20 protein-coding genes and 2 pseudogenes are annotated in these 20,448 nt (G+C 70.6%); 13 read left to right on the forward strand and 9 right to left on the reverse strand.

Annotation, left to right across the window (positions count from 1 at the left end; translation table 11 throughout):
- The 8 genes and pseudogenes from D474_RS28540 to D474_RS28545 form a co-directional block, all read left to right on the forward strand.
- A pseudogene (locus D474_RS28540) lies at positions 1–283 on the forward strand (monovalent cation/H+ antiporter subunit D family protein); the annotation flags it as partial.
- A gap of 614 nt (positions 284–897) precedes the next feature.
- Positions 898–3,783 carry a DUF4040 family protein gene (locus tag D474_RS0112610; protein WP_017613919.1) on the forward strand — a complete coding sequence of 962 codons (2,886 nt, stop codon included), beginning with the start codon at positions 898–900 and terminating at the stop codon, positions 3,781–3,783.
- Positions 3,780–4,088 carry a sodium:proton antiporter gene (locus D474_RS0112615; RefSeq protein ID WP_017613920.1) on the forward strand — a complete coding sequence of 103 codons (309 nt, stop codon included), beginning with the start codon at positions 3,780–3,782 and terminating at the stop codon, positions 4,086–4,088. The genes D474_RS0112610 and D474_RS0112615 overlap by 4 nt, the downstream gene beginning before the upstream one ends.
- Positions 4,085–5,596 carry a monovalent cation/H+ antiporter subunit D family protein gene (locus D474_RS0112620; RefSeq protein ID WP_017613921.1) on the forward strand — a complete coding sequence of 504 codons (1,512 nt, stop codon included), beginning with the start codon at positions 4,085–4,087 and terminating at the stop codon, positions 5,594–5,596. Before D474_RS0112615 ends, D474_RS0112620 begins: the two co-directional genes overlap by 4 nt.
- Positions 5,593–5,994 carry a Na+/H+ antiporter subunit E gene (locus tag D474_RS0112625; RefSeq protein WP_017613922.1) on the forward strand — a complete coding sequence of 134 codons (402 nt, stop codon included), beginning with the start codon at positions 5,593–5,595 and terminating at the stop codon, positions 5,992–5,994. Before D474_RS0112620 ends, D474_RS0112625 begins: the two co-directional genes overlap by 4 nt.
- Positions 5,991–6,248 carry a monovalent cation/H+ antiporter complex subunit F gene (locus D474_RS0112630; RefSeq protein ID WP_017613923.1) on the forward strand — a complete coding sequence of 86 codons (258 nt, stop codon included), beginning with the start codon at positions 5,991–5,993 and terminating at the stop codon, positions 6,246–6,248. The genes D474_RS0112625 and D474_RS0112630 overlap by 4 nt, the downstream gene beginning before the upstream one ends.
- A complete protein-coding gene (gene mnhG, locus D474_RS0112635; RefSeq protein WP_017613924.1) occupies positions 6,245–6,631 on the forward strand; it encodes a monovalent cation/H(+) antiporter subunit G in 387 nt (128 codons plus the stop codon). The genes D474_RS0112630 and mnhG overlap by 4 nt, the downstream gene beginning before the upstream one ends.
- 232 nt (positions 6,632–6,863) lie before the next feature.
- The gene (locus D474_RS28545) at positions 6,864–8,198 is read left to right on the forward strand and encodes a methyltransferase (protein ID WP_017613925.1); all 1,335 of its coding nucleotides are present in this window, start codon (positions 6,864–6,866) and stop codon (positions 8,196–8,198) included.
- On the opposite strand, the gene D474_RS0112645 is transcribed toward D474_RS28545, so the two are convergent.
- The 3 genes from D474_RS0112645 to D474_RS0112655 all read right to left on the reverse strand — a co-directional run bounded on the left by D474_RS0112645 (position 8,167) and on the right by D474_RS0112655 (position 10,026).
- Complete coding sequence (locus tag D474_RS0112645; RefSeq protein ID WP_017613926.1) at positions 8,167–8,592, reverse strand: nuclear transport factor 2 family protein; 426 nt, start codon at positions 8,590–8,592, stop codon at positions 8,167–8,169. The genes D474_RS28545 and D474_RS0112645 overlap by 32 nt on opposite strands.
- On the reverse strand, positions 8,567–9,634 hold the full coding sequence (locus D474_RS28550) for a type III polyketide synthase (RefSeq protein ID WP_239647059.1): 1,068 nt from the start codon (positions 9,632–9,634) through the stop codon (positions 8,567–8,569). Before D474_RS28550 ends, D474_RS0112645 begins: the two co-directional genes overlap by 26 nt.
- Before the next feature lie 56 nt (positions 9,635–9,690).
- Positions 9,691–10,026, reverse strand: coding sequence for a DUF2795 domain-containing protein (locus D474_RS0112655; RefSeq protein ID WP_017613928.1), 336 nt, complete (start codon positions 10,024–10,026; stop codon positions 9,691–9,693).
- A 521-nt stretch (positions 10,027–10,547) separates the two neighbouring features.
- On the opposite strand from D474_RS0112655, the gene D474_RS28555 reads away from it, so the two are divergent.
- On the forward strand, positions 10,548–12,149 hold the full coding sequence (locus D474_RS28555) for an MFS transporter (RefSeq protein WP_449289351.1): 1,602 nt from the start codon (positions 10,548–10,550) through the stop codon (positions 12,147–12,149).
- Between the two features lie 132 nt (positions 12,150–12,281).
- Here D474_RS28555 and D474_RS0112670 read toward each other — a convergent pair whose 3' ends face one another.
- From D474_RS0112670 to D474_RS0112695, 6 genes are all read right to left on the reverse strand, one after another.
- Positions 12,282–12,974: a TetR/AcrR family transcriptional regulator gene (locus tag D474_RS0112670; protein ID WP_017613931.1), complete on the reverse strand. Its 693-nt coding sequence runs from the start codon at positions 12,972–12,974 to the stop codon at positions 12,282–12,284.
- A 9-nt stretch (positions 12,975–12,983) separates the two neighbouring features.
- Positions 12,984–14,249 (reverse strand): DUF418 domain-containing protein, encoded by a 1,266-nt coding sequence (locus tag D474_RS0112675; RefSeq protein ID WP_017613932.1) that lies wholly within the window; start codon positions 14,247–14,249, stop codon positions 12,984–12,986.
- A 138-nt stretch (positions 14,250–14,387) separates the two neighbouring features.
- Positions 14,388–15,044, reverse strand: a complete 657-nt coding sequence (locus D474_RS0112680) for a hypothetical protein (protein ID WP_017613933.1) — start codon at positions 15,042–15,044, stop codon at positions 14,388–14,390.
- On the reverse strand, positions 15,028–15,312 hold the full coding sequence (locus tag D474_RS0112685) for a hypothetical protein (RefSeq protein ID WP_017613934.1): 285 nt from the start codon (positions 15,310–15,312) through the stop codon (positions 15,028–15,030). Before D474_RS0112685 ends, D474_RS0112680 begins: the two co-directional genes overlap by 17 nt.
- Positions 15,313–15,398: 86 nt before the next feature.
- On the reverse strand, positions 15,399–16,070 hold the full coding sequence (locus D474_RS0112690) for a Crp/Fnr family transcriptional regulator (RefSeq protein ID WP_239647060.1): 672 nt from the start codon (positions 16,068–16,070) through the stop codon (positions 15,399–15,401).
- Positions 16,071–16,157: 87 nt separating this feature from the next.
- The gene (locus tag D474_RS0112695) at positions 16,158–16,901 is read right to left on the reverse strand and encodes an alpha/beta hydrolase (RefSeq protein ID WP_017613936.1); all 744 of its coding nucleotides are present in this window, start codon (positions 16,899–16,901) and stop codon (positions 16,158–16,160) included.
- A gap of 166 nt (positions 16,902–17,067) precedes the next feature.
- On the opposite strand from D474_RS0112695, the pseudogene D474_RS28560 reads away from it, so the two are divergent.
- The 4 genes and pseudogenes from D474_RS28560 to D474_RS30435 form a co-directional block, all read left to right on the forward strand.
- Positions 17,068–17,454 (forward strand): annotated as a pseudogene (locus D474_RS28560) (TspO/MBR family protein); the annotation flags it as partial.
- A gap of 32 nt (positions 17,455–17,486) precedes the next feature.
- Complete coding sequence (locus D474_RS0112705) at positions 17,487–17,993, forward strand: MarR family winged helix-turn-helix transcriptional regulator (RefSeq protein WP_017613938.1); 507 nt, start codon at positions 17,487–17,489, stop codon at positions 17,991–17,993.
- A gap of 100 nt (positions 17,994–18,093) precedes the next feature.
- Positions 18,094–19,128, forward strand: a complete 1,035-nt coding sequence (locus tag D474_RS0112710) for a TRM11 family SAM-dependent methyltransferase (protein WP_017613939.1) — start codon at positions 18,094–18,096, stop codon at positions 19,126–19,128.
- Positions 19,129–19,140: 12 nt separating this feature from the next.
- Positions 19,141–20,448: class I adenylate-forming enzyme family protein (locus tag D474_RS30435; RefSeq protein ID WP_017613940.1), on the forward strand; the 1,308-nt coding region annotated here is incomplete at its 3' end.

Raw genomic sequence — 20,448 nt, forward strand, 5'->3', positions numbered from 1 at the left:
CACGCTGATGTCGATGCTCAAGATCTGGGGCGGCGTCTTCTGGGGCAGGGATCCGGAGCACGAGGTACAGCACGGCGGCTCCTGTCCCACCGCAACCGGTGGCGGCGCCACGGCCGTGACCGCGCCCCGAGTCCGGCCTCTGGTACTCGTGCCCGGCCTGATCCTGACTGCGACGTCGCTGTGCATGGGGTTGGGGGCCCAGGTGTTGCTGAACCTGAGCGCCGAGGCCGCACAAGGCCTTCTGGACACCTCCTCCTATCTCGAGGCGGTGCTCGGCCGATGACCTGCGCGACATCGTTGCTGCACGGGAACAGCACTGGTGGTCTCGGCGGAGGCGTTCGGTGCGATGCGGGGAAAGGCCGGGTGGGACAGGCCCTGAAGCCCAGAACGACACCCCTTGTGCCCTGCCGAAAGAAGGCCAAGTTTGCATTTATTACCAGATGCGCTCATGTTAAACTTCCTATAAAGGAAGCGTGCTGTTTGCCACTCCACCCCCTCCCCCGTGGCAACCCCTGCCCCAGAGTTGGTACAGTTATTGGCGCATACGGGCGTAACGGGCGGCACCGCGGCCGCCCGTGTCGGGCTCCACCCGTCACCAGATCGAGCCCCGAGCACCTCGGGGGCGTGGACCACCCAGGTCCGGTCGCCCCCTCGCCCACCTGACCGCTTTCCGACGGCGACGCTGCCTCGAGCACTCGCCAGCGCCTTCTGGCCGCCGGAATCCCGCAGCGCCGGGCCGGGCACCCAGGGACGGAGCACCACGGCCGTCCCTTCTCGAAAAATCCATAACAAAAATACATAACAAATTTAAAGCGTTAATACTGACATGTACCCCCAGGTCTTCCGTGGGCGCTGTGTCGCCTCGATGGAAGTCCTTCATTATGAAATGACGGTGACGTGGTACTGCTGATACTGCTTCTGGTCCTCGCCGCCGCCGTAATCGGCACACCCCTGGCGGACCGCCTCCTCGGGCGCAACGCCGGGTGGCTCCTCGCGGCTGTCCTGCTGGCTCTGGCAGGGGTTGTGCTGTCCTTGGCTCCGAGCGTGCTCGCCGACGGGCGCAGCATCGAGTTCACCCAGCCATGGATGCCGCAGATCGGTGTTGAGCTCCGGCTGCGCATGGACGGTGTCGGTTGGCTGTTCACCCTCCTGGTGACCGGCGTGGGCGCGCTCATCATGGCCTACTCCACCCGGTACTTCCCCAAGGGGCGCAGGCTCGGTTTCTACTTCCTCATGACCCTCTTCGCGTTCGCCATGACGGGTCTGGTGCTGGCCGACGACGTCGTGCTGCTCTTCGTGTTCTGGGAGCTCACGACCATCGCGTCCTTCTACCTCATCGGACTCTCCGGGCCCAGTGCGAGCCGGCCGGCGATCCGCACCTTCCTCCTCACTGCGATGGGTGGGCTCGCGCTGCTGACAGCGGTCGTGCTCATGGCGCTGCGCGTGGGGACCACCCAACTCAGCGTGATCCTCGCCGACCCTGTGTGGTCCCAGGACACAGCCTTCGCCACGACCGTGGCCGTGCTGGTTCTCCTGGCCGCCTTCACCAAGTCGGCACAGTTCCCCTTCCACTACTGGCTGCCCGACGCGATGGCCGCCAGCACGCCCGTCAGCGCGTACCTGCACGCCGCGGCGATGGTGAAGGCCGGCATCTACCTCCTGATGCGTTTCACCCCGGCCTTCTCCGACGTCGCGGTGTGGAACGCCGCCCTCATCACCTTCGGCCTGATCACCGCGGTCCTCGGCGCGGTCTTCGCCCTGCAACAGCACGATCTGAAGAAGCTGGCCGCCTACTCGACGGTGAGCCAGCTCGGTCTGCTGGTCGCGGTGATCGGTGTGGGCACCGAGGCTGCGCTGGTCGCGGCGACCGTGCACACACTCGCGCACGCGCTCTTCAAGGCGGCGCTGTTCATGATGGTCGGCGTGATCGACCACCAGGTCGGAACCCGTGACCTGCGTGAGCTCGGCGGTCTCGCCCGGCGTATGCCGGTCTCGGCCGGCGTGACGGTCCTGTCAGTGCTGTCCATGGCGGGTATCCCGCCACTGCTGGGCTTCGTCAGCAAGGAGAACGTCTTCAAGGGCCTGCTGGAGGCCCCCGGTCCCGAATGGGCCGGCGCCCTGGCCGGAACCGCCGCGGTCGTGGCGTCGGTCTTCACCTTCGCCTACTCGTTCCGGTTCGCCCACGGCACGTTCTGGGGCAGCCCCCGGGGCACCACCGACGTGCGCGAGGCACGCACCACCTTCCTCGCCGGGCCTGCTGTGGCTGCCGGTGCCGGCTTGGTTCTGGGCCTGGCCGTGCCGACCCTGAACCAGCTCGCGGAACGGGCCACGGCCGACACCGCCGGCGGCGACCACCCGGCCGAGCTGACCCTGTGGCACGGGCTCTCGGTCGACCTGTTCATGTCGCTGGCCGCCATCGGTCTCGGCGCGGTCCTGGTGTGGTGGACCGCTTCCGGTGAGCGCCTGGCCGGGCGCACCCTCTTCCCGGTCACCGGCCCCACCGTCTTCGAGGCCCTCCACGAGGGGGTCATCCGCCTCGGGCACCGCGTCGGTGACCTCACGCGGTCCGACTCGCCGACCCGCCACCTGGTCGTGCCCATCCTGGTACTGATCGCACTGACGGTGGCGGTCACCGTGACCGGGATCGACGTGCCCGACCACTTCGGCGAGACCACCGACACGGTGGACTGGCTGCTCGTCGCACTGGCCGTTGTGGCCGTCATCGGTGCCGTGGTGACCGGATCGCGCATGGCCGGTCTCGTCATGGTGGGCATCGCCGGCTTCACCACCGCGCTGTGGCTCTTCCTGCTCGGCGCCTACGACGTGGCCCTGACCCAGCTCGTCGTGGAGATCCTGACGGTGGTCATCGCCGCCCTCGTGCTGCGCCGGCTCCCCAAGCGGTTCCACAAGGTGCCGCGCAGCCGCACGGTGCTGACCGCCCTGGTGGCAGCGGCAGCGGGTGTCTCCGCAGCGATGGGTGCCTACTTCCTCACCGGGCGCCGCGACATCTCCGAGACCGGCCAGTACTTCCTGGACCACTCGGTGGAGGACACCGGCGGCAGCAACGTCGTCAACACGATCCTCGTCGACTACCGCGCCATGGACACCCTGGGCGAACTCGTCGTCCTGGGCGTGGCCGGGCTCATCATCATCGCCGTGCTCAACTCCAGCGGTCTGCTGCCCTCGCACGGTGACCGCCGGGTCGTCGTCAGCCGCAACAGCGCCGCCTACGACGCCGACGACAACACGCTGATCATGCGTGCGGTCAGTTACAGCCTGCTCCCGCTGCTGGTGATCTGGTCCGTCTACCTGATGCTGCGCGGGCACAACGACGTCGGTGGCGGCTTCATCGCCGGCCTCGTCGGGGGTGCCGGGTTCGCCCTGGTCTACCTCGCCGCACCCAGCGCCGAAGTGGCCCGGATCAGGTTGGCCTACCCGATGATCATCGGTGTCGGCATCCTCGTCGCAGTGTTCTCCGGGCTCCTCGGCTACTTCGACGGGTCCTTCCTCCGGCCGTTGCACACGGAGTTGGATCTGCCGCTGGGCGACTACGCGCACATCACGACCGCGTTGGTGTTCGACGTGGGTGTCTACCTCGGCGTGGTGGGCGTCATCCTCACCGCCCTCAACCAGCTGGGGCTCGACGAATCCCGGCCGGGTGACTCGACGCTGGGCATCATGGCGCCCACGCCCGACCAGCCGCCGGCGAGCACACCCGACCAGGACCCGGGCAACCACCCCGAGGACCCGCTGGACGTCGCTTCGAACGGAGGCTCACGATGACTCTGGCCATCACGATCGGCGTCCTGGTGTTCGGGGCGGTCTTCCTCATGCTCCAGCGCGGCCTGGTCCGGATCATCCTCGGCTTCGTCATGTTGGGGCATGCGGTCAACCTGATGCTCATGTCGGCCGGCGGTACGTTCCGGAGGGCCCAGCCCCTGCTGGGTTACACCTCCGCGGACACGGCCTCCGACCCCCTGCCTCAGGCCTTCGTCCTGACCGCGATCGTCATCGCCTTCTCGATCACGATCTACATGCTCACCCTCGCGGCGACCGGTACCGATGACGACACAGAGGACGCCTCATGAACTCAGCGCTCCTTCCCCTCCTGGTCGCGGCACCGCTGTCAGTCGCTGGGCTCCTGATCCTGACCTGGCTCCCTCTGTGGCTGAGCCGGACGCTGCTGCTCGCGCCCAGCGCGGTCACCCTGGTGGCCAGCACGGCCCTGCTGTGGCAGACGCGGGACGGCTCGATGCTCTCCCACAACGTCGCGCTGTGGGCAGAGGGGGTCTCCATCCCGTTCGTCGTCGACACCTTCAGCGCCCTCATGCTGTGGACGACGTCGCTGTTGGTGCTGGTCTGCGCGGCCTTCGCCATCGCGGTGGGCGACGACAAGGCCTCCTACTTCGGGCCCCTCGTCCTTGTCCTGTCAGCTGGTGTGACCGGTGCCCTGATGACCGGGGACCTGTTCAACCTGTTCGTGTTCATCGAGGTCATGCTGCTGCCCGCGTACGGGCTGCTGGCCATGCTCGGGTCACTGCGGCGTCTGAAGTCCGGTCGGATCTATGTGACGCTGAATCTGCTGACCTCGACGATCTTCCTCGCCGGTGTCGCGCTGGTCTACGGTGCGGCCGACACCGTCAACCTCGGCCGGTTGGCCGGGGCGGCCGCGGAGTCGCCGATGGTGGCCACCGGCATGGGCGTGATCATCCTGGCCCTGTCGGTGAAGTCGGCGGCCGTGCCGGTGCACGGGTGGCTGGCGCGTACCTATCCGAGTACCTCGCCCGCGGTCACGGCGCTGTTCTCGGGCCTGCACACCAAGGTGGCCATCTACGCGATCTACCGCCTGTACGCGGTCGTCTTCGACGGCGATGCCACCTTCCTGTGGATCGGTGTGGTGGTGTTCAGCCTGACCATGCTGGTCGGCGTGCTGGGTGCCGTGGGTGAGGACACCACCCGTTCGATCCTGGTCTTCCACATGATCAGCCAGATCGGCTACATCCTGCTGGGCGTGGCCCTGTTCACCGAGCTGGGGCTGATGGCCGGCATCTTCTACCTGATCCACCACATGATCGTGAAGGCGTCGCTGTTCCTGTCCACGGGGGCGATCGAACACACCCACGGAACCGGCGCACTCAACCGGTTGGGCGGGATCGCCAAACGAGAGCCCCTCCTGGCTCTGATCTTCATGGGTGCGGCGCTGTCGCTGGCCGGGTTGCCGCCGTTCTCCGGGTTCGTCGCCAAGCTGACCCTGGTGGCCGGCGCCTTCCAGGCCGGTGAGTGGGTCGCTGCAGTGATCGCGGTGGCGGTCAGCCTGTTCACGCTGATGTCGATGCTCAAGATCTGGGGCGGCGTCTTCTGGGGCAAGGAGCCCGAGCCGCGCAGACCCGTGGAGGAACCGCAGACCGAGGGCAACGGTGCCACCTCGGTGCTCGTGCGGCCGAAGGTACCTACGGTGATGCTGATTCCAGGGGTGGTGCTGGCCGCCACGACCCTGAGCATCGGCCTGGGGGCGACGGTCCTGCTGGACCTGAGCGCCACGGCGGCCGCGAACCTCCTGGACACGTCCACCTACGTCGAGGCGGTGCTCGGATGACTGTCAAGAGCGTCCTGATATGGATCCTGGGCATCCTGTGGCTGCCCGTTTACCTGGCCTACGACCTGCTCGTGGGATCGCTGCGCGTGGGGTGGGAGATCCTCACCCCCGGAAGCCAGATCGCACCGGCCTTCGTCGAGGTGCCGTTGCGGTGCCGAACCGATTTCGAGATCTCGATGATGGCCAACCTCGTCTCGCTCACACCGGGATCGCTGACCGTGGCCGCCCGCCACGACCCGGCGACGGTGTGGGTGCACGCGATGTACGCGGAGAGCCACAGCTCCATCATCCGCTACGTGCACACCATCGAGGACAACCTGCTCAGGGCCACCCGGCCCGAGGGCATTCCGCCCCGGCCCGAGGACCTGGACCGGGACGAGGAGGGACAACGCCGATGAGCATCATCGACATCGCCCTGGCGGCCATCGTCGTCTCCATGATCATCGCGACCTACCGGATCATGCGCGGGCCGAGCGGCGCCGACCGGGGTTCGGGTTCGGACGTGATTTTCTTCGGGTTCGTCGGTCTCGTCGCGATCCTCGGCGTGCGCCTGGAGACCGCGCTGCTGGTGGACATCGTGGTGGTCTGCACCCTCGTGGGCTTCCTCGCCGCGATCTCCCTGGCCCGACTGACCGCAGGAGGTAAGCGATGATCAGCGGAGAACTGGCCGGCGACCTGTTGATGCTCGCCGGGGCCCTGACCTTCCTGGTGGGAGCGTTGGGCATGCTGCGGCTGCCGGACATGTACTCGCGCCTGAGCGGCGTGACGGTATCCGGTGCGTCCGGTACGGCCCTGATCCTCATCGGGCTGCTGGTGCATCAGCCGTCGTGGATGAACATGCTCAAGGTGGCTCTGGCTCTGGTCATCCAGTTGGCCACGACCGCAGTGGGCGGGTCCGCGATGGCCCGCGCCGGGTATCTGACCGGTGCCCCCAAGGCGGATTCGACCCTCTTCGACGACCTGGTCGTCGAAGCCGAGGAGGACACCAACTCCGAGGAGCACCCGGGCCACACCCGTCCCGACAACGATTCCTGACCCACGACCCGTGCGGCGCCGCCGGATCCCCCGGATCGGGCGGCGCCGCTCTTCGTGTATCCGGTGTCTCACTACCGAGCTCCGGTCCGTGTACCGGGCGTGATCCCGGTGCCGAGGCCGGCTCCTCGGCCGAGGAGCTCCTGACCGCCCCGAAGGCCGAGACGGTCCACTGCTCGTCCCCGAGAGGGGACCGAACCCGAACTCGAACCCCGACCAGGACGGGGAGCTCACCATGGTCCGCACCTACGACGCCGACGACCGCGACGCCGACCTCCCCCTGACCCAGGACGAGAAGGCCGCTGAGCAGGAGGCCGACCGCATCCGGGACGCGCGCCGCCCGGCTCGGCGCGAGACCCTCGGCCGGGTCCGCGGCCGGTCCGGTCCGCACCCCATCCACCCGGTACCGAACGCAGACGCAGGTGCCCGGGCGTGGGGGCCTGACACGGCGGCGATGATCGCGGAGGCTGTGGGCGCCGGCGCGAAGTGCGCGGGCGGACAGTCCGAGGGGGCGGGAACAGCCATGGAACCGGGGGACACCGACGACGGATACGCCCTGCTCGCGCTGGGGGAACGGCTCGTGCAGGCGCGTGCGCTCCAGGCCGCGGCGGAACTCAGGCTCGGCGACCTCCTCGCCGACGGCCCCCTCACGCCGACGGACCTGGCCGCGGAGGCCGGCTGCGACCCGGACGCACTACACCGGCTCCTCGCCCTGCTGGCCTCCGACGGGATCGTCGCGCGCGCGGGCGGAGACCGCTTCGAGCTCACCCGCGCGGGCGCACCCCTGCGTTCGGACCACCCCGCCTCCGTGCGCGCGGTCCTGGAGTTGGACGGTGCTGTCGCCCCACTGGTCATCGGCGCTGTGGGGCACAGCCTCGAAACCGGTGAACCCTCGTTCCCGCAGGCCCTGGGGACCGACATCTACGCCTACATGGACGAGCACCCGGACCACGGCGAGGTCTTCGACCGCGCGATGGACGACCTCACCCGCCTCGTCGCCCCCGGTCTCCTGGCCGCGTACGACTTCTCGGAAGTGCGGCGGGTCGTCGACGTCGGCGGCGGCAACGGAATGCTCCTCGCGGAGATCCTGCGCGCGTATCCGCAGGTTGAGGGGGTGCTGCTGGAAGTCCCGCGCGTGGCCGGAGCGGCGCAGGAGCACCTGCGCGAACAGGGCCTGTCCGAGCGCTGCCGGGTCGTGGCCGGCGACTTCTTCGCCGAGGTCCCCGAGGGCGGCGACGTCTACCTGCTGAAAGGGGTCCTGCACAACTGGCCCGAGCGGGAGGCCCTGCAGATCCTTCGGTCCTGCCGCCGCGCTATGTCCGGAACCCGCGGCGCACGCCTGCTGGCGGTCGAGTCGCTCCTGCCCGACGGTGACGACGCCCCCCACCCCGCACGCACCACGGACCTGGCCATGCTCGTGCTCTCCGGGGGCCGCGAACGCACCCGCGCCGAGTACGCGGAGCTCATGGAGGCGGCGGGTCTGCAGCTGGAAGCGGTGCGCGAGGCCGACAGCCGGTTCGCGGTGCTCGAGGGGGCCCTCACTGCCCCTCGTCCAACCACACCGGCGTGACCGTCACCGCCGAGATGGCCCACCCGTCGGCCTCGCGCCGAAAGTCGTGCTCGTAACGCCCGCCGACCGCCCACCAGTCCTTCGGGTCCTGGGACGACCGCAGGTGCACGGCCCACATCTGCGAACGCACCGTGGCCGTGTCGCCCTCGATCCGCACCAGGTGGTCGGAGGTGGAGTGGTGGGTGGCCGCGTACCCGCCCAGGTCGGCGGCGACGAACGCGGCCAACCCGGCCCGTCCGTGGTGCGAGGCGTGCGGCAGGCTCAGCCGGCAGTCCTCGGTGAACAGCGCCGCGTACCCCTCGAAGTCCCGCCGGTCCAGGCAGTGCACGAACCGGGCGAGCAGATCCAGGAGCTCGGTCCGGGCCCGCTCAGTGGTGGTCGCCGCGGCCGTCATCGCCGACCGTCCCCTCCCGCCCCCGTAGGAGCGCGGTGTCGAGTGTCAGACCGGGGCCGAAGGTCATCGCGACCCCGTACTCTCCCTCGTCCAGGGGAGCAGAGCGCAGCATCGAGTCCATGACCAGGGGAAGCCCGGCAGAGGAACAGTTCCCGAGCCGTCGCAGCACCTCGCGGGAGGGCGCCACCTGCTCCGGCTCCAGCGAGAGGGACCCCTCGGCCGCGTCGATGATCCGGCGCCCGCCCGGGTGGACCGCCCACCAGCCGACCTCGGGGACCCGTACCCCGTGCGGCCCGAGCAGGTCGGAGACCAGCCCCGGCAGCGCCTCGGCGATGAGGTCGGGCACCCGCGCGGACAACCCCATCAGGAACCCGTGGTCGCCCACGTGCCAGCTCATGTGGCCCTCGTGTTCGTGTGCGGTCAGCGAGGCCAGGTCCACCACCTCGGGACCGTTTCCGCGCCAGGCGGGGCGCAGCACCGCAGCCGTGGCCGCGTCGCCGAACAGCGAGTTGATCACCAGCTGCTCGATGTCCCACGGCGGTGGTTGCAGGTGCAGGGACGACAGCTCGAGGTTGACCAACAGCGCCGCGCTCCCGTGCGCGCGCACGTGGTCGTCGCACGCCCCGAGCCCCGGAAGCGCGGCGAAGCACCCCATGTGGCCGACGAGCAGCCGTCGGGTCGAGGGCCGTAGGCCCAGCTCTGGCAGCAGTCGCGAGTCCACGCCCGGGGTCCCGTAGCCGGTGGAGGAGACCAGGCACAACAGCCCGACCTCCTCAGGATCGGTGCCCGCCTCGGCCAGTGCCGCAGATGCCGCCGAGCGGGCCAGCGGCAGGCCCCCCNGCGCACGGAGGTCGGCCAGGAGGCGACGTCCTCCACCCGGGGGTCCACGGCCAGCCGGCGTTGCTCGATGCCGGACCCGGCGACGATCTTGGCCAACGCCGACGCACCGCGGTGCCCCTCGGGCAGGTGCGAGGCCAGAGCGGACTGGTCGATCACCGTCTCCGGGAGCGCCGTGGAGGTACCGCCGATCACCGTCGTGCACATGCGGTGCCGCCCCGCCGGCGTGTGCCGCGCGGGGCGGCGCCCACGGCCGTGGTGTCAGGCCTTGCGGTTCTCACCGAGTTCGTCCTCGATCGGGTTCACCGGCCGGTTCTCCATCGCGGAGTCGGCCATCCCCGACTGGGTGCGTTCGCGGGCCTGGCAGACCCGGGCGGCCTCGGTCTGGGCGCCCTCCTCCGACTCCTCCAGGGGCACCGAGCGCAGCACCTCGTTGGGTTCGTTGTACTCGGCGGGCGGCATTGCCCGGAGTGCGCTGACGATCTCGGTGTCCGCGTCGGCATCGAGTGCGTACTGCACGATGGTGTCCTTGCCGGCGGGGAAATCCACCTCGCCGAGGATGTCGCGAAGGCCTGCGAGACCGCGCTTGACTCCCATGTTTCCCCCTTGGAACGGGCCCCGTGGGGGGTGAGCGGGACCTGCGGATTCGATCTCTTCGGAGGCACTACCCGACGTGGGAGACCCCCAACCGCCGGGCCCACGTCGTTGGGGGCCCGGCGGCGGGGAACCTCGGGGAACCCGGAGGTTCGTCCTCAGCGTAGTGGCGTTGTCCCCGCTCGTGCCGACAGCCGCGCCGCACTCCGGCCCAGGTGTGGGACAACGTGCTGGTGCCGTTGACCGCTGTCGCGCGCCATGCCCGCGATCCCGTGTCCGGGGCTCCTGCGTGCTCCGGGGCCCGGTGCCTGTACGGTCCGGGTCCGGGGGGCCGCGACGGCGAACAAGGAACGGGTTGATCTCAACTTAGGTCGAGGTCCTACTGTCGTTCGGGCCGACACCGAGGAGGAACGATGGCGACCGCGACCGGCCCCACGGCTTCACCACCCCCCCCTGCGGCGACCTGGCGGGAATGGACAGCGCTGGCCGTGCTCACCGTGCCGCTGCTCATGGCCGCCACCGACATGACGGTCCTGTTCCTGGCCCTGCCGGCGATCGCGGCCGACCTCGCCCCGGGCAGCACCCAGATGCTCTGGATCCTGCACGTGGCCGAGTTCCTCGGCGTGGGCATGGCCCTGACCATGGGCTGGCTCGGCGCCCGCACCGGACGCCGGCGCCTGCTCCTCATCGGCGTGGCCCTCTACGGGACCGCCTCGCTGGGCGCGGCACTGGCGCCGACGCCAGAGGTCCTCATCGCCTTCCGGGCCCTCATGGGGGTGGCCGCCGCGACGCTGGCCCCGAGCATCATGGCACTGCTGCGTGTGCTGTTCCGCTCGTCGGCGCAGTTCTCCGTGGCCGTCGCAGTGTCGATGAGCGCCTTCTCCGCGGGCATGGCGCTGGGGCCGCCGCTGGGCGGGGTGATCCTCGAGTACTTCTGGTGGGGCGCGGTCTTCGTGCTCAACGTCCCGGTTGCCCTGCTGGTCCTGGTCGTGGCCCCGTTGTTGCTGCCCTCCCACCGCGAGGAGGTCTCGGGCGGGTTCGACCTGAGCAGCGTCGTGCTGTCCACCAGCGCGATCATCCTGGTGATCTTCGGGCTGCAGGAGATCGCCGACCGCACCGCCGCGGCCGCCGCCGTGCCCCTGTGGCCGTACGTGGTCTCGGTCGCCGCCGGTGTCGGGCTCGGTGCGCTCTTCGCACGGCGGCAACTGCGTCTGAGCGACCCGCTGCTCGACCTCTCCCTGTTCCGGAGGCCCGCCTTCTCGGTCTCGGTGGCGGCGGTGCTGTTCATGCTGCTGGCGATCGGCGGCGCGGACATGCTGTTGGCCCAGTTCCTGCAGACCGTGCAGGCCCTCTCGCCCGCCCGGGCCGGGGTCCTGCTCATCGTGCCTGCCGTGGCCGGGCTCATCACCGGTCTGCTGCCGCCCCTGCTGGTCCGGTGGGTGCGGCCGAGCATCGTGATGGGCGGCGGACTGCTCACCGCCGCGGTCGGTGCCGCCGTCATGGTCTGGGCGCTGCCCACCGGGAACACCGCGCTCATCATCGCCACCACGACCGTCATCGCCGCCGCACTCGGCCCGCTCTTCACCCTGAGCATCAACCTGGTGGTCGCCTCCGCACCGGTGTCCAAGGCCGGTTCGGCCACGGCCGTGGGCGACGTCGGCGGGGGCCTGGGCAACGCGCTGAGCCTGGCATTCCTCGGCAGCCTCTCCGCGGTGGTCTACCGGACCGCCCTGCAGGACGCCGACCTGACCGAGGTCCCCGGCGGGGCGCGTGAGGCCGCGGAGGAGAGCGTCGGTGGCGCCGCGGCGGTCGCGGAGTCCCTGCCGGGAACGGCCGCCGNGGCCTTCACCACCGCGGTGCAGTCGGGGTACGGCATCGCCGCGGTGGTCCTCGTGCCCACGGCGGCGGTGGTGCTGTGGCTGCTGCGGCACGTGACCCTGGACGACACGGACGGGACGGGCGGCCCCGGAGAGTCCGATGACACCGGTGGGACGGACGACTCGGGAAGCGCGGGCGATGCCGAAGGGGACGAGGACTCGGGAGGGCCGGACGGCTCGGAAGGGGCCGAGGATCCGGCCGACGGATCGCGAACCGGTGCGGCATCGGGGGCATCGCACCCCGCATGACCCCTTCGCCCCTTCCCCGGCACGACCAGAGCGCTCAGCTCGTGCTCGATTACGACAACCCGTTGGCCGGCGACCCGCACGAGGAACTGGTCCTCCGCCCCGCCGAGGGGTGACCCCGGGGAGGGAGTCCGGTCAAGGCCGGTCGGCCGCGTCGATGACCTCCTGCACGCCCGACAACAGACACCGGAGTCCGAACTCGAACCGGTCCGTGGTGGGGCCGGCGGCCCGCGCGGTCAGGGCCGCGACCAGGTCGGGCGCCTCGCCCAGCGCCGTTCGCATCTCGGGGGTCGGAGCGGTCGCGCCCCCGGTCATGGCGTCGTCCGAACGCAGGTGCAGCACGGCCGAGCCCCGCACGAAACCGTCCACGGTCTCCACGACGTCGAGCCGCTGCCGGTCGGACAGGCCCGTGCCCTCGAACACCCGCAGCGCCGAGTCCAACCAGGCGATCATGTTCGGCCCGCCGCCGGAGACGCGGAACCGCAGTTCCATGACCCAGGGGTGGCGCACGTAGCCGTCCCAGTCGTTCTTGGCCCACGCCTCGACCTGCTCGCGCCATGTGCCCGGGAGCGTGTGGGGGAGCCGGTCCTGCTGCCCCACCAGGGTGTCCAGGACGAGGAGCTCAAGATCGTCCTTGCCCGACACGTACGTGTACAGGGTTCCGGGTGCGACCGACAGCCGCGTGGCGAGCCGGCGCATCGTCAGGGCCCGCACGCCTTCGTGCTCGGCCAGGCCGATCGCGGTCTCGGCAATGAGCTCCCGGGACAGACGCGGGCGGGGGCCGGGTGTGTGTTCCCGCCCCGCGCCCGGACTCGTGCTCGGCCTCATGCGCCCAATCTACGACTCGGCCACGTGCGCGGTGTCCGGCCTCCGCCCTTGCATCAGGCGGCGCAGCGCCACCTCGCACGGGCCCCGCAGACCGCGGCGTTCCATGAGGGCGGCGGCGACCACGGTGGCCAGCCAGAGCCCGAACGCGAACAGGGCCGTCGTCGCGCTGGTCAGGTGGGCGCCCAGACCCAGGCCCCATGCCGACAGCACCGGGACCATGACGACCGAGTGGGTGAGGTAACCGCTCAGGGAGCGCTTGCCGAGCGCGGAGACCGCACCGACCGGCCCGGGTACCCGACCGGACCTGGTGAGGCGTTCGGCGGCCAGGACGAAGATCGCGACGTACCCGAGGCCCCCGGCCAGGCCGGTCGTCCACGAGGCCACGGCCGCTGCAGCCCCGGTCAGCCCGTCGAACGGCGGCGGGTCCCATGCTCCGACGAGCATCAGGGCCTCGGGCAGCGCGCCGAGGAGCCCGATCGTGAAACCGCCGACGGCGACGGTGCGCAGCAGGCGCAGGTGGCGGCGGGGCTCCTCGATGACGCGTCGGCGCGCGGCCCACATCCCGAGCAGCATCGCCGTCGGCAGGACCGCCCCGAACACGTTGATCAGCAACAGCAAGCCCCAGGTCAGGACCCGGAACACGGCCGAGACGAGGTAGCTCTCCTCCCCGGAACCGCTGAGCGTGGACCGGTTGCCCTCCTCGGCCACGGCGGGAACGCCGGATGTCACCGCCGGGTCGAGGGCGTGGGCGGCCACGAAGAGCGCCACGGCCGCGGCGAGGCCCACCACGAGCACGCTCACGCCCGCGATCACCCACCCCCGCATGCGCCGCTCGCCCGCGCGCAGGAACAGTGCGCACAGAACCAGCCCGATCAGGCCGTAGGCGGCGAGGACCTCGGTGGCCAGGAGCAGGAGGGCGTGCACGAACCCGATGACCATCAGCCACAGGTTGCGGCGGCGCACCTGCGCGGCGGCCTCCGCCTCGCTCAGCCCGGCCTCCTGGCGGCGGGTGAAGACCTGGACGATCCCGTAACCGACGAGGAACGCGAACAGCGGATAGATCCGCACGTCCAGCAGCGCGGTCATGAGGAACTGGGTGACGCTGTCGGCCGGCCCCGTGGGGTCGGGGAACTCGTCCGACCTGGTGTAGTCGCCCGCGTACAGGAAGAACGCGGTGTTGGACAGCAGGATCAACAGGAGCATGGCGCCCCGGGCGAAGTCGGGCGCGAGCAGGCGTCCGCGTGCCCCGGAGGCGGTGGGTGCTGTGGGTTCCACGGGCCCTCCCCGGGTATTTCTGAACACTGTTCAAAATTATAAATGCACGACGCCCGTCCGGCCACCCCTCGGCCAGGGGCGGTCACGACCTGCAAGCCTTGTCCCCGGCCGAGCCTGTGAGGCCGCCGAGAACACTACTCAGGACGCGAAGAACCTCCGTCGGCGCCGTCCGATCCTTCCCGCCGAGGGGGTCCACTCTCGGGCCAGGCGCGCGTCGGCCCCGGTCTCCTCGTGCAGGCGACGCCAGGCGCGCCGCGACATCCCCACCCGGTGGGCCTCGCCGAGTGCACCGCTGAGCTTGGCGGCCACACTGATGCAGCTGCCGACGAGCTCCTCGACGGTGTCGCGCAGGGTCTGCACCTTGAAGCGTGAAACCCGTCCGGCGTCGATGCCGCAGCGGACCTCGAGGGAGAGTGAGGTCTCCTCCCCGCAGACGGGGCATGTGGTGCACCCGCATGTCAGGTGGCGTACGAGTTCGTCCGGTGGATCATCGACCATGCGGCGCAGGCGCCGGGTGTACTCCACCGCGTCCTGGACCCGGTCGGTTCCGGAGAACAGGATGAGCACCCCGTCCCCGCGCAGGTGCACCTCGGCCCCGTCGATGTCGTCGACGAGGCGGACGCATTCGGACAGGAAGACCTGGAAGAGTTCTGCCGCTGCACCGAGCCCGTGGTGCCTCTCCACGAACTCGACGATCCCCGTTGATCCGCGCATGTCCGCGAACAGCGCGGTGAACTCCTCCCCGTCGTCGGGGGAGGAGGGTTCACCAGCGTTGTGGTCAGGGGTCCTCACCATCGCTTCTGCTCTTTCCGGGGTGCTCGTGGTCTCTCGGGTCCAGGGAGAGACGGACGTTCATGTAGACCTTGCCGTGGTGGTGGTCGATGGGGCAGCGCCGGGAGGGGCGTTCGACGTACACACCGAGTGCGAGCAGGGTGGCGCCGGCGGCGGCGAGCAGTGCGAGGCGTGAGGTGGACATGTGGGGGACGGCGATGTCGCCCACCTCGAGTCCACCTCCGATCAGGGCGGTAACGATGACGAGGGCACCGATGGCGCGGAGGGACACGGTTCTTCTCCCTGAGCGGAGAGGTACAGCGACGCTACCAAAAGTACTCCTCGATCAAGTTAAGTGCAATACTACACATAACAAAGTCAAGAAATTGTGTTTCCCTCGGCGACGCTCGCCAGGACCGCCTCGTCGGTGATGATGATGCGCTGTCGTCCCGTCGCCACCGCGCCCATGGCCCTGAGCCTCTTGACCACCTGTGACACCGACTCGCGTGAGACCCCCACCAGGCCCGCGAGCTCACGCTGGTTCAGCGCCACGCACACGCCGCGCTCGTCCGGGGTGCCGATCTTGGCGGCCAGCTCCACCAGGCCCCGCGCCAGCCGTTGTTCCGCGCCGATGATCCCGTGCTCGGCCTGCTTGCGGGTGGCCTCCTTGAGCCTGGCGTGCAGGTGGCGCAGGAGCGCACGCATCACCCGGGGGTGCTCGTACAGGAACTCCAGCCACACGTCGCCCGGTATGTACAGCGCCTCGACCTCGCTCAACGCGTACACGCTGGCCGATCTGGCTTCCCGGCCGATCGCCGCCATCTCGCCGACGGTCTCGCCGGGGCCGCGCACCGCCACGATGTGCTCGGAGGAGTGCGTGGTGATCTTGACGTGCCCGTGTCGCACGAGCAGGACGAAGTCGGTGAGTTCGCCCGCGCCGAACAGGATCGAGCCCGCGGGGTAGCGGGTCACGTGGCCGAGCTTCTCCACCTCCTCTCGTTCGGAGTGGGTGAGGAGAGAAGTTCCGCTTGTCAGTTCAGCATCATCCACACACCAAAGTGTAGTAATACACTGAACCCCTGTAGAGAGGGCGCACCCCGAAAGGTGGTACAGGCGTCACGGGGGGGCACGGCGGGTTCACCCGTCGCCCAGGAACCCCGCGGTCGCCTCGGCCAGCTCCACCCTGGCCTCGTCGTCGGCGATGTGGGGTGTGCCGTCGGCGACCTGCGGGCCGTAGTCGCCGAACTGTGCGTGGTTCATGCCGTCGATCTCCACGGACTCGGCGTCCGGGGGCAGAGCGTCGCGGCGGTCGCGCACGGTGTCGGGGTCGGCCAGGAGGTCCTCCGAGGCCGAGACCGACAACACCCGCAGGTCCTCGCGTTCGGCCAGGTCGGTTCCGGCGACGTAGGAGCCCCACAGGACCAGGCCCACAGCGCGGTCGCCGGCCGTGTCGTCGTCCGAGGCCGCGAACGCCGCCATGGCCCCGCCCATCGAGTGCCCGCCCAGGTACCAGGTCTCGGCGTCGAGTCGTTCCATCGCCGCCTCGGCCCGCCCCGGAGCCAGGACCGCCAGGTTGAACGGCATTCGGGGCATCACCACGCCCACGCCGGTCTCGGCGACGACCGGCGCCCAGGACGCCGCGTAGGCCTCTGGCTCCACGCGTGCTCCGGGGTAGAAGACGACGGCGGTGTCCACCTCGCCACCGGGGGGTGTGATCACGACGCCGTCCTCGTCCGCGGCGACGTCGGCGGACCGCTCGGCGCGTTCCAGCGAACCCGGAACGGCCTCGTAGGGGTTGCCCGCCCACACCACGAACGCCACGGAGGCCAGGACCAGCAGCACCGCGAGGACCCCGGCGGTCCAGGCCAACAGACGCCGCATGCCAACACCCTCCCCATCGATGGTTAGTGCTCAATATTTCGGAAAGCAAGATACTCGGCATCGTTCAGTACATGAATGAGCTCTTGGGGGGGACCATGCCCGGCACGGGACAGGAACCACGCACCGACGGCAGCCAGCTGCTCGGCCTGGCCGGCTTCGTGCTCGCGGTNTCTACGCGCGCCTGGCCCAGCCCGCCTGGGCACCGCCGTCCTGGCTGTTCAGCCCCGTGTGGATCGCGCTGTACGTGCTGATCGCGGTGGCCGGGTGGCTCGTGTGGCGCCGGGCCGGGTGGCGCGGTGCACGCGCGGCTCTGACGCTTTTCGCGGTGCAGCTCGTGCTCAACGCCGCGTGGACGCCCCTGTTCTTCGGCGCGGAGATGCGGGCGGCCGCGCTCGTCGACATCCTGCTGCTGCTCGCCGTGATCACCGCGATGATCCCCGCCTTCGCCCGTGTGTCCCGGACGGCCGCCGCGCTCCTGGTGCCGTACTGGGCGTGGGTGGCGTTCGCGTCGGCGCTCACCTTCGCCATGTGGCAGCTCAACCCGGGCGGGTGAGCCACGGGGTCGCGCAGATACGATCGGGACCCATGGACGACGCGGAGGGGGCCGCCCGGCAGGGGGACGGCGGGAGGCGGTCCGAACTCTACGACGCCATCCGCGACGACGGCCAGGAGCTCGCCGCGTCCCTCATCCGACTGCTGCACTCTGCGGCCGAGAACTCGCACCTCAACCCCACCGACTTCCAGTGCCTGGTGCTGCTGCGCCTGGGCGGACCCCTCGGCCCCGGGGAGATCGCCGCGCGGCTCAAGCTCGCCACCGGGACGGTGACCAGCGTCGTCGACCGGCTCGAACGTCACGGGTTGGTCCAGCGCGACCGGCACCCCGACGACCGGAGGCGGGTCGTGGTGCGGCCCGTGGGCCTGCCGACCGAGGCAGGGGCCGCCGGGACCGCCGGGCCGGGGATCCTGCCCGGGTTCCGGGAGCCCATGGTGGACCTCCACGACCGCTACAGCGAGGCGGAGCTGGAGACCATCGCCGACTGGCTCCACCGCGTCGGCGGCGTGCTGCGGACCTTCGCCGACCGGGCGCGCTGACGTGCGGGGCCTGCCCGGTCCCGGCGACCGGCCCCGGTTCGCTTCGGTCCCCGCGGTCGGTGATCATGGGGGGTCCCCACGAGCACACCGAAGGGCACCGATGGCCACCTACGCGATCCTCCTGCACCCCGCGGCGAACCGGGTCTACACCGACGCCGCCGCCCGCCTGATGGCGGCGGAACTGGGGGTGCTCGACCGGACCGTCCTCGGTGGGCGCATCAGCGGACTCACACAGACCACCATCGGTGGGATCCCGTACCTGACCTTCGAGTCCGACCCGCTCTCCGAGGATGAGGCGGGGCTGGTCGCCAACCTCTCCTCGATCTACGGCCTCTTCCGGGTCGAGGGAGAACTGCTCGCACCGGTCGAACTGCACCGGCTCGACCGCTACGACGACGACCTCCTGACGATCCAGAAGTACCAGGGCAAGACCAACGAGCAGTTCACCAAGCTCCTGCTGAACGTCGCCCTGTGGAGCTCCGCGCGCGGCGCCGAGATGCTCGACCGGCGCTTCCACGTGTTCGACCCCCTGTGCGGGCGCGGCACGACGCTCAACCAGGCGCTCATGTACGGGTACGACGCCACCGGGGTCGACACCGACAAGCGCGACTTCGAGGCCTACTCCGGGTTCGTGCGCACCTACCTCAAGCGCAAGCGCCTCAAGCACCAGGCCGACGTCACGCAGGTGCGCCGCAACAAGCGGGTGCTCGGCAAACGGCTGGAGGCGACGCTCGCGCCCACCAAGGAGGACTTCAAGGCCGGGCGCGCCCAGCACCTGGAGTACGCCAACGTGGACACCGCCGACGCGCGGGCCGTCTACGCTCCGGGCAGCTTCGACCTCGTGGTCGCCGACGCGCCCTACGGTGTGCAGCACGGGAGCCGCACCGACAAGGAGGGCCTCAAGCGCGGGCCCCAGGAGCTGATCCGTGCCGCCGCGCCCGTGTGGACCGGGCTGCTGCGGTCCGGGGGTGCTGTCGGGATCTCCTGGAACAACCTCGTCGCCGGGCGGGAGGAGCTGGCCGGGGCGCTGGCCGACGCCGGGCTGGAGGTCTGCGACTCGGGACCGTACCTGGACTTCGAACACCGCGTGGACCAGGCGATCATGCGGGACGTGATCGTCGCCCGCAAACCCTGACCGGAGGGTGCCGTGCCGATCACCGAGGCTCTCGCCGACCACGCCGACGCCCACCCGGGGCGTACCGCGTTCGTGTGCGCGGACGAGTCGCTGACCTACGCCGCACTGTCCGATGCCGCCCTGGCATTCGCGTACCGGCTGGGTTCGTTCGCCGGGGGAGGGCGCGCCCTGGTTCCGGGGCATGGGCCGCAGCACGTGGTGGCGCTGTCGCTGCACAACTCCGCGGACTTCGTGCGCGCCTACGCGGGCGCGACGGCCTCACCCCTGGCCACGGCGGTGCTGGACCCCACCTGGCCGGAGCGCCGGGCCGCGGACGCGCTCGCGCAGCTGCAGCCCGCGGTGCTGGTGACGGACTCCCCGCACGTGGCGCGGTTGCCCGAGACTGGCCGTTGTCGCGCGGTGCTGGTCACCGGCCCCGCCTTCGAGCAGCCCAACACCGACCCGGAGGGGCCCGAACCTTTCGGGGAGTGGACCGCTCCCGTGCCGGGCGCCACCCGGGAGGCCACCCTCGGCTCCGTGCTCCGAGCCCGCCACGACGACCAGCTCTTCCTCATCGGCTTTTCCTCCGGCACCACCAGCGCCCCCAAGGCCTTCGCACGCACCCGCCGCTCGTGGCGCGCGAGCCTGCCCACCAGCGCCCGCCTCCTGCGCCTGGAACCCGGCGAGACCACCGTCGCCCCCGGGCCGCTCTCCCACGGCCTCAGCCTCTACGGGCTCACCGAATCCCTGTACGCCGGGGGCACCTTCGTCTCCGCGCCCGGGTTCCAGCCGCGTGCGTGCGCCGAGACCGTCGCCGAGCGCGGCGCCACCCGGTTCGTCGGCGTCCCGACCATGCTGCGTGCGCTCGCGACCACCGCCGAGCCCGAGGCGCTCAAGCCGCTGCGCACCCTCGTCAGCAGCGGTGCGCGCCTCGACCGCGCCGTGCTCGACACCCTCGCGGGCGCATGCCCGGATGCGCGTGTGGCCGAGTACTACGGCGCCTCCGAGCTCAGCTTCGTGACGCTCGCCGAGACCGACCTGTCCGCCCCGCTCGAGCCGCGCACCGGCGCCGCCACGCCCGTCGGCCGCCCCTTCCCCGGGGTGGAGCTCAGTGTCCGGCGCCCCGACGGGCAGGAGGCCGCCGAGGGCCAACCCGGTACCGTGCACCTGCGCAGCGCACTCGTCTGCGCCGGATACCTGCGCCCCACCGACGGCACCGGGCTGCGCGGCGACGGGACCTGGGTCACCGTCGGCGACCATGGGTTCATGCGCGACGGCGTGCTCCACCTGCTCGGACGCGAGGGCGACATGATCGTCAGCGGCGGCCACAACATCCACCCC

Origin of the sequence: Nocardiopsis salina YIM 90010, assembly GCF_000341025.1 — a bacterium.
Taxonomy (GTDB): domain Bacteria; phylum Actinomycetota; class Actinomycetes; order Streptosporangiales; family Streptosporangiaceae; genus Nocardiopsis; species Nocardiopsis salina.

Coding starts and splice junctions, on each gene's coding strand:
- D474_RS0112615 (WP_017613920.1), top strand. CDS start 3,780: ATGACTCTGGCCATCACGATCGGCGTCCTGGTGTTCGGGGCGGTCTTC.
- D474_RS0112620 (WP_017613921.1), top strand. CDS start 4,085: ATGAACTCAGCGCTCCTTCCCCTCCTGGTCGCGGCACCGCTGTCAGTC.
- D474_RS0112625 (WP_017613922.1), top strand. CDS start 5,593: ATGACTGTCAAGAGCGTCCTGATATGGATCCTGGGCATCCTGTGGCTG.
- D474_RS0112630 (WP_017613923.1), top strand. CDS start 5,991: ATGAGCATCATCGACATCGCCCTGGCGGCCATCGTCGTCTCCATGATC.
- mnhG (WP_017613924.1), top strand. CDS start 6,245: ATGATCAGCGGAGAACTGGCCGGCGACCTGTTGATGCTCGCCGGGGCC.
- D474_RS28545 (WP_017613925.1), top strand. CDS start 6,864: ATGGTCCGCACCTACGACGCCGACGACCGCGACGCCGACCTCCCCCTG.
- D474_RS0112645 (WP_017613926.1), bottom strand. CDS start 8,592: ATGACGGCCGCGGCGACCACCACTGAGCGGGCCCGGACCGAGCTCCTG.
- D474_RS0112655 (WP_017613928.1), bottom strand. CDS start 10,026: ATGGGAGTCAAGCGCGGTCTCGCAGGCCTTCGCGACATCCTCGGCGAG.
- D474_RS0112670 (WP_017613931.1), bottom strand. CDS start 12,974: ATGAGGCCGAGCACGAGTCCGGGCGCGGGGCGGGAACACACACCCGGC.
- D474_RS0112680 (WP_017613933.1), bottom strand. CDS start 15,044: ATGGTGAGGACCCCTGACCACAACGCTGGTGAACCCTCCTCCCCCGAC.
- D474_RS0112695 (WP_017613936.1), bottom strand. CDS start 16,901: ATGCGGCGTCTGTTGGCCTGGACCGCCGGGGTCCTCGCGGTGCTGCTG.
- D474_RS0112705 (WP_017613938.1), top strand. CDS start 17,487: ATGGACGACGCGGAGGGGGCCGCCCGGCAGGGGGACGGCGGGAGGCGG.
- D474_RS0112710 (WP_017613939.1), top strand. CDS start 18,094: ATGGCCACCTACGCGATCCTCCTGCACCCCGCGGCGAACCGGGTCTAC.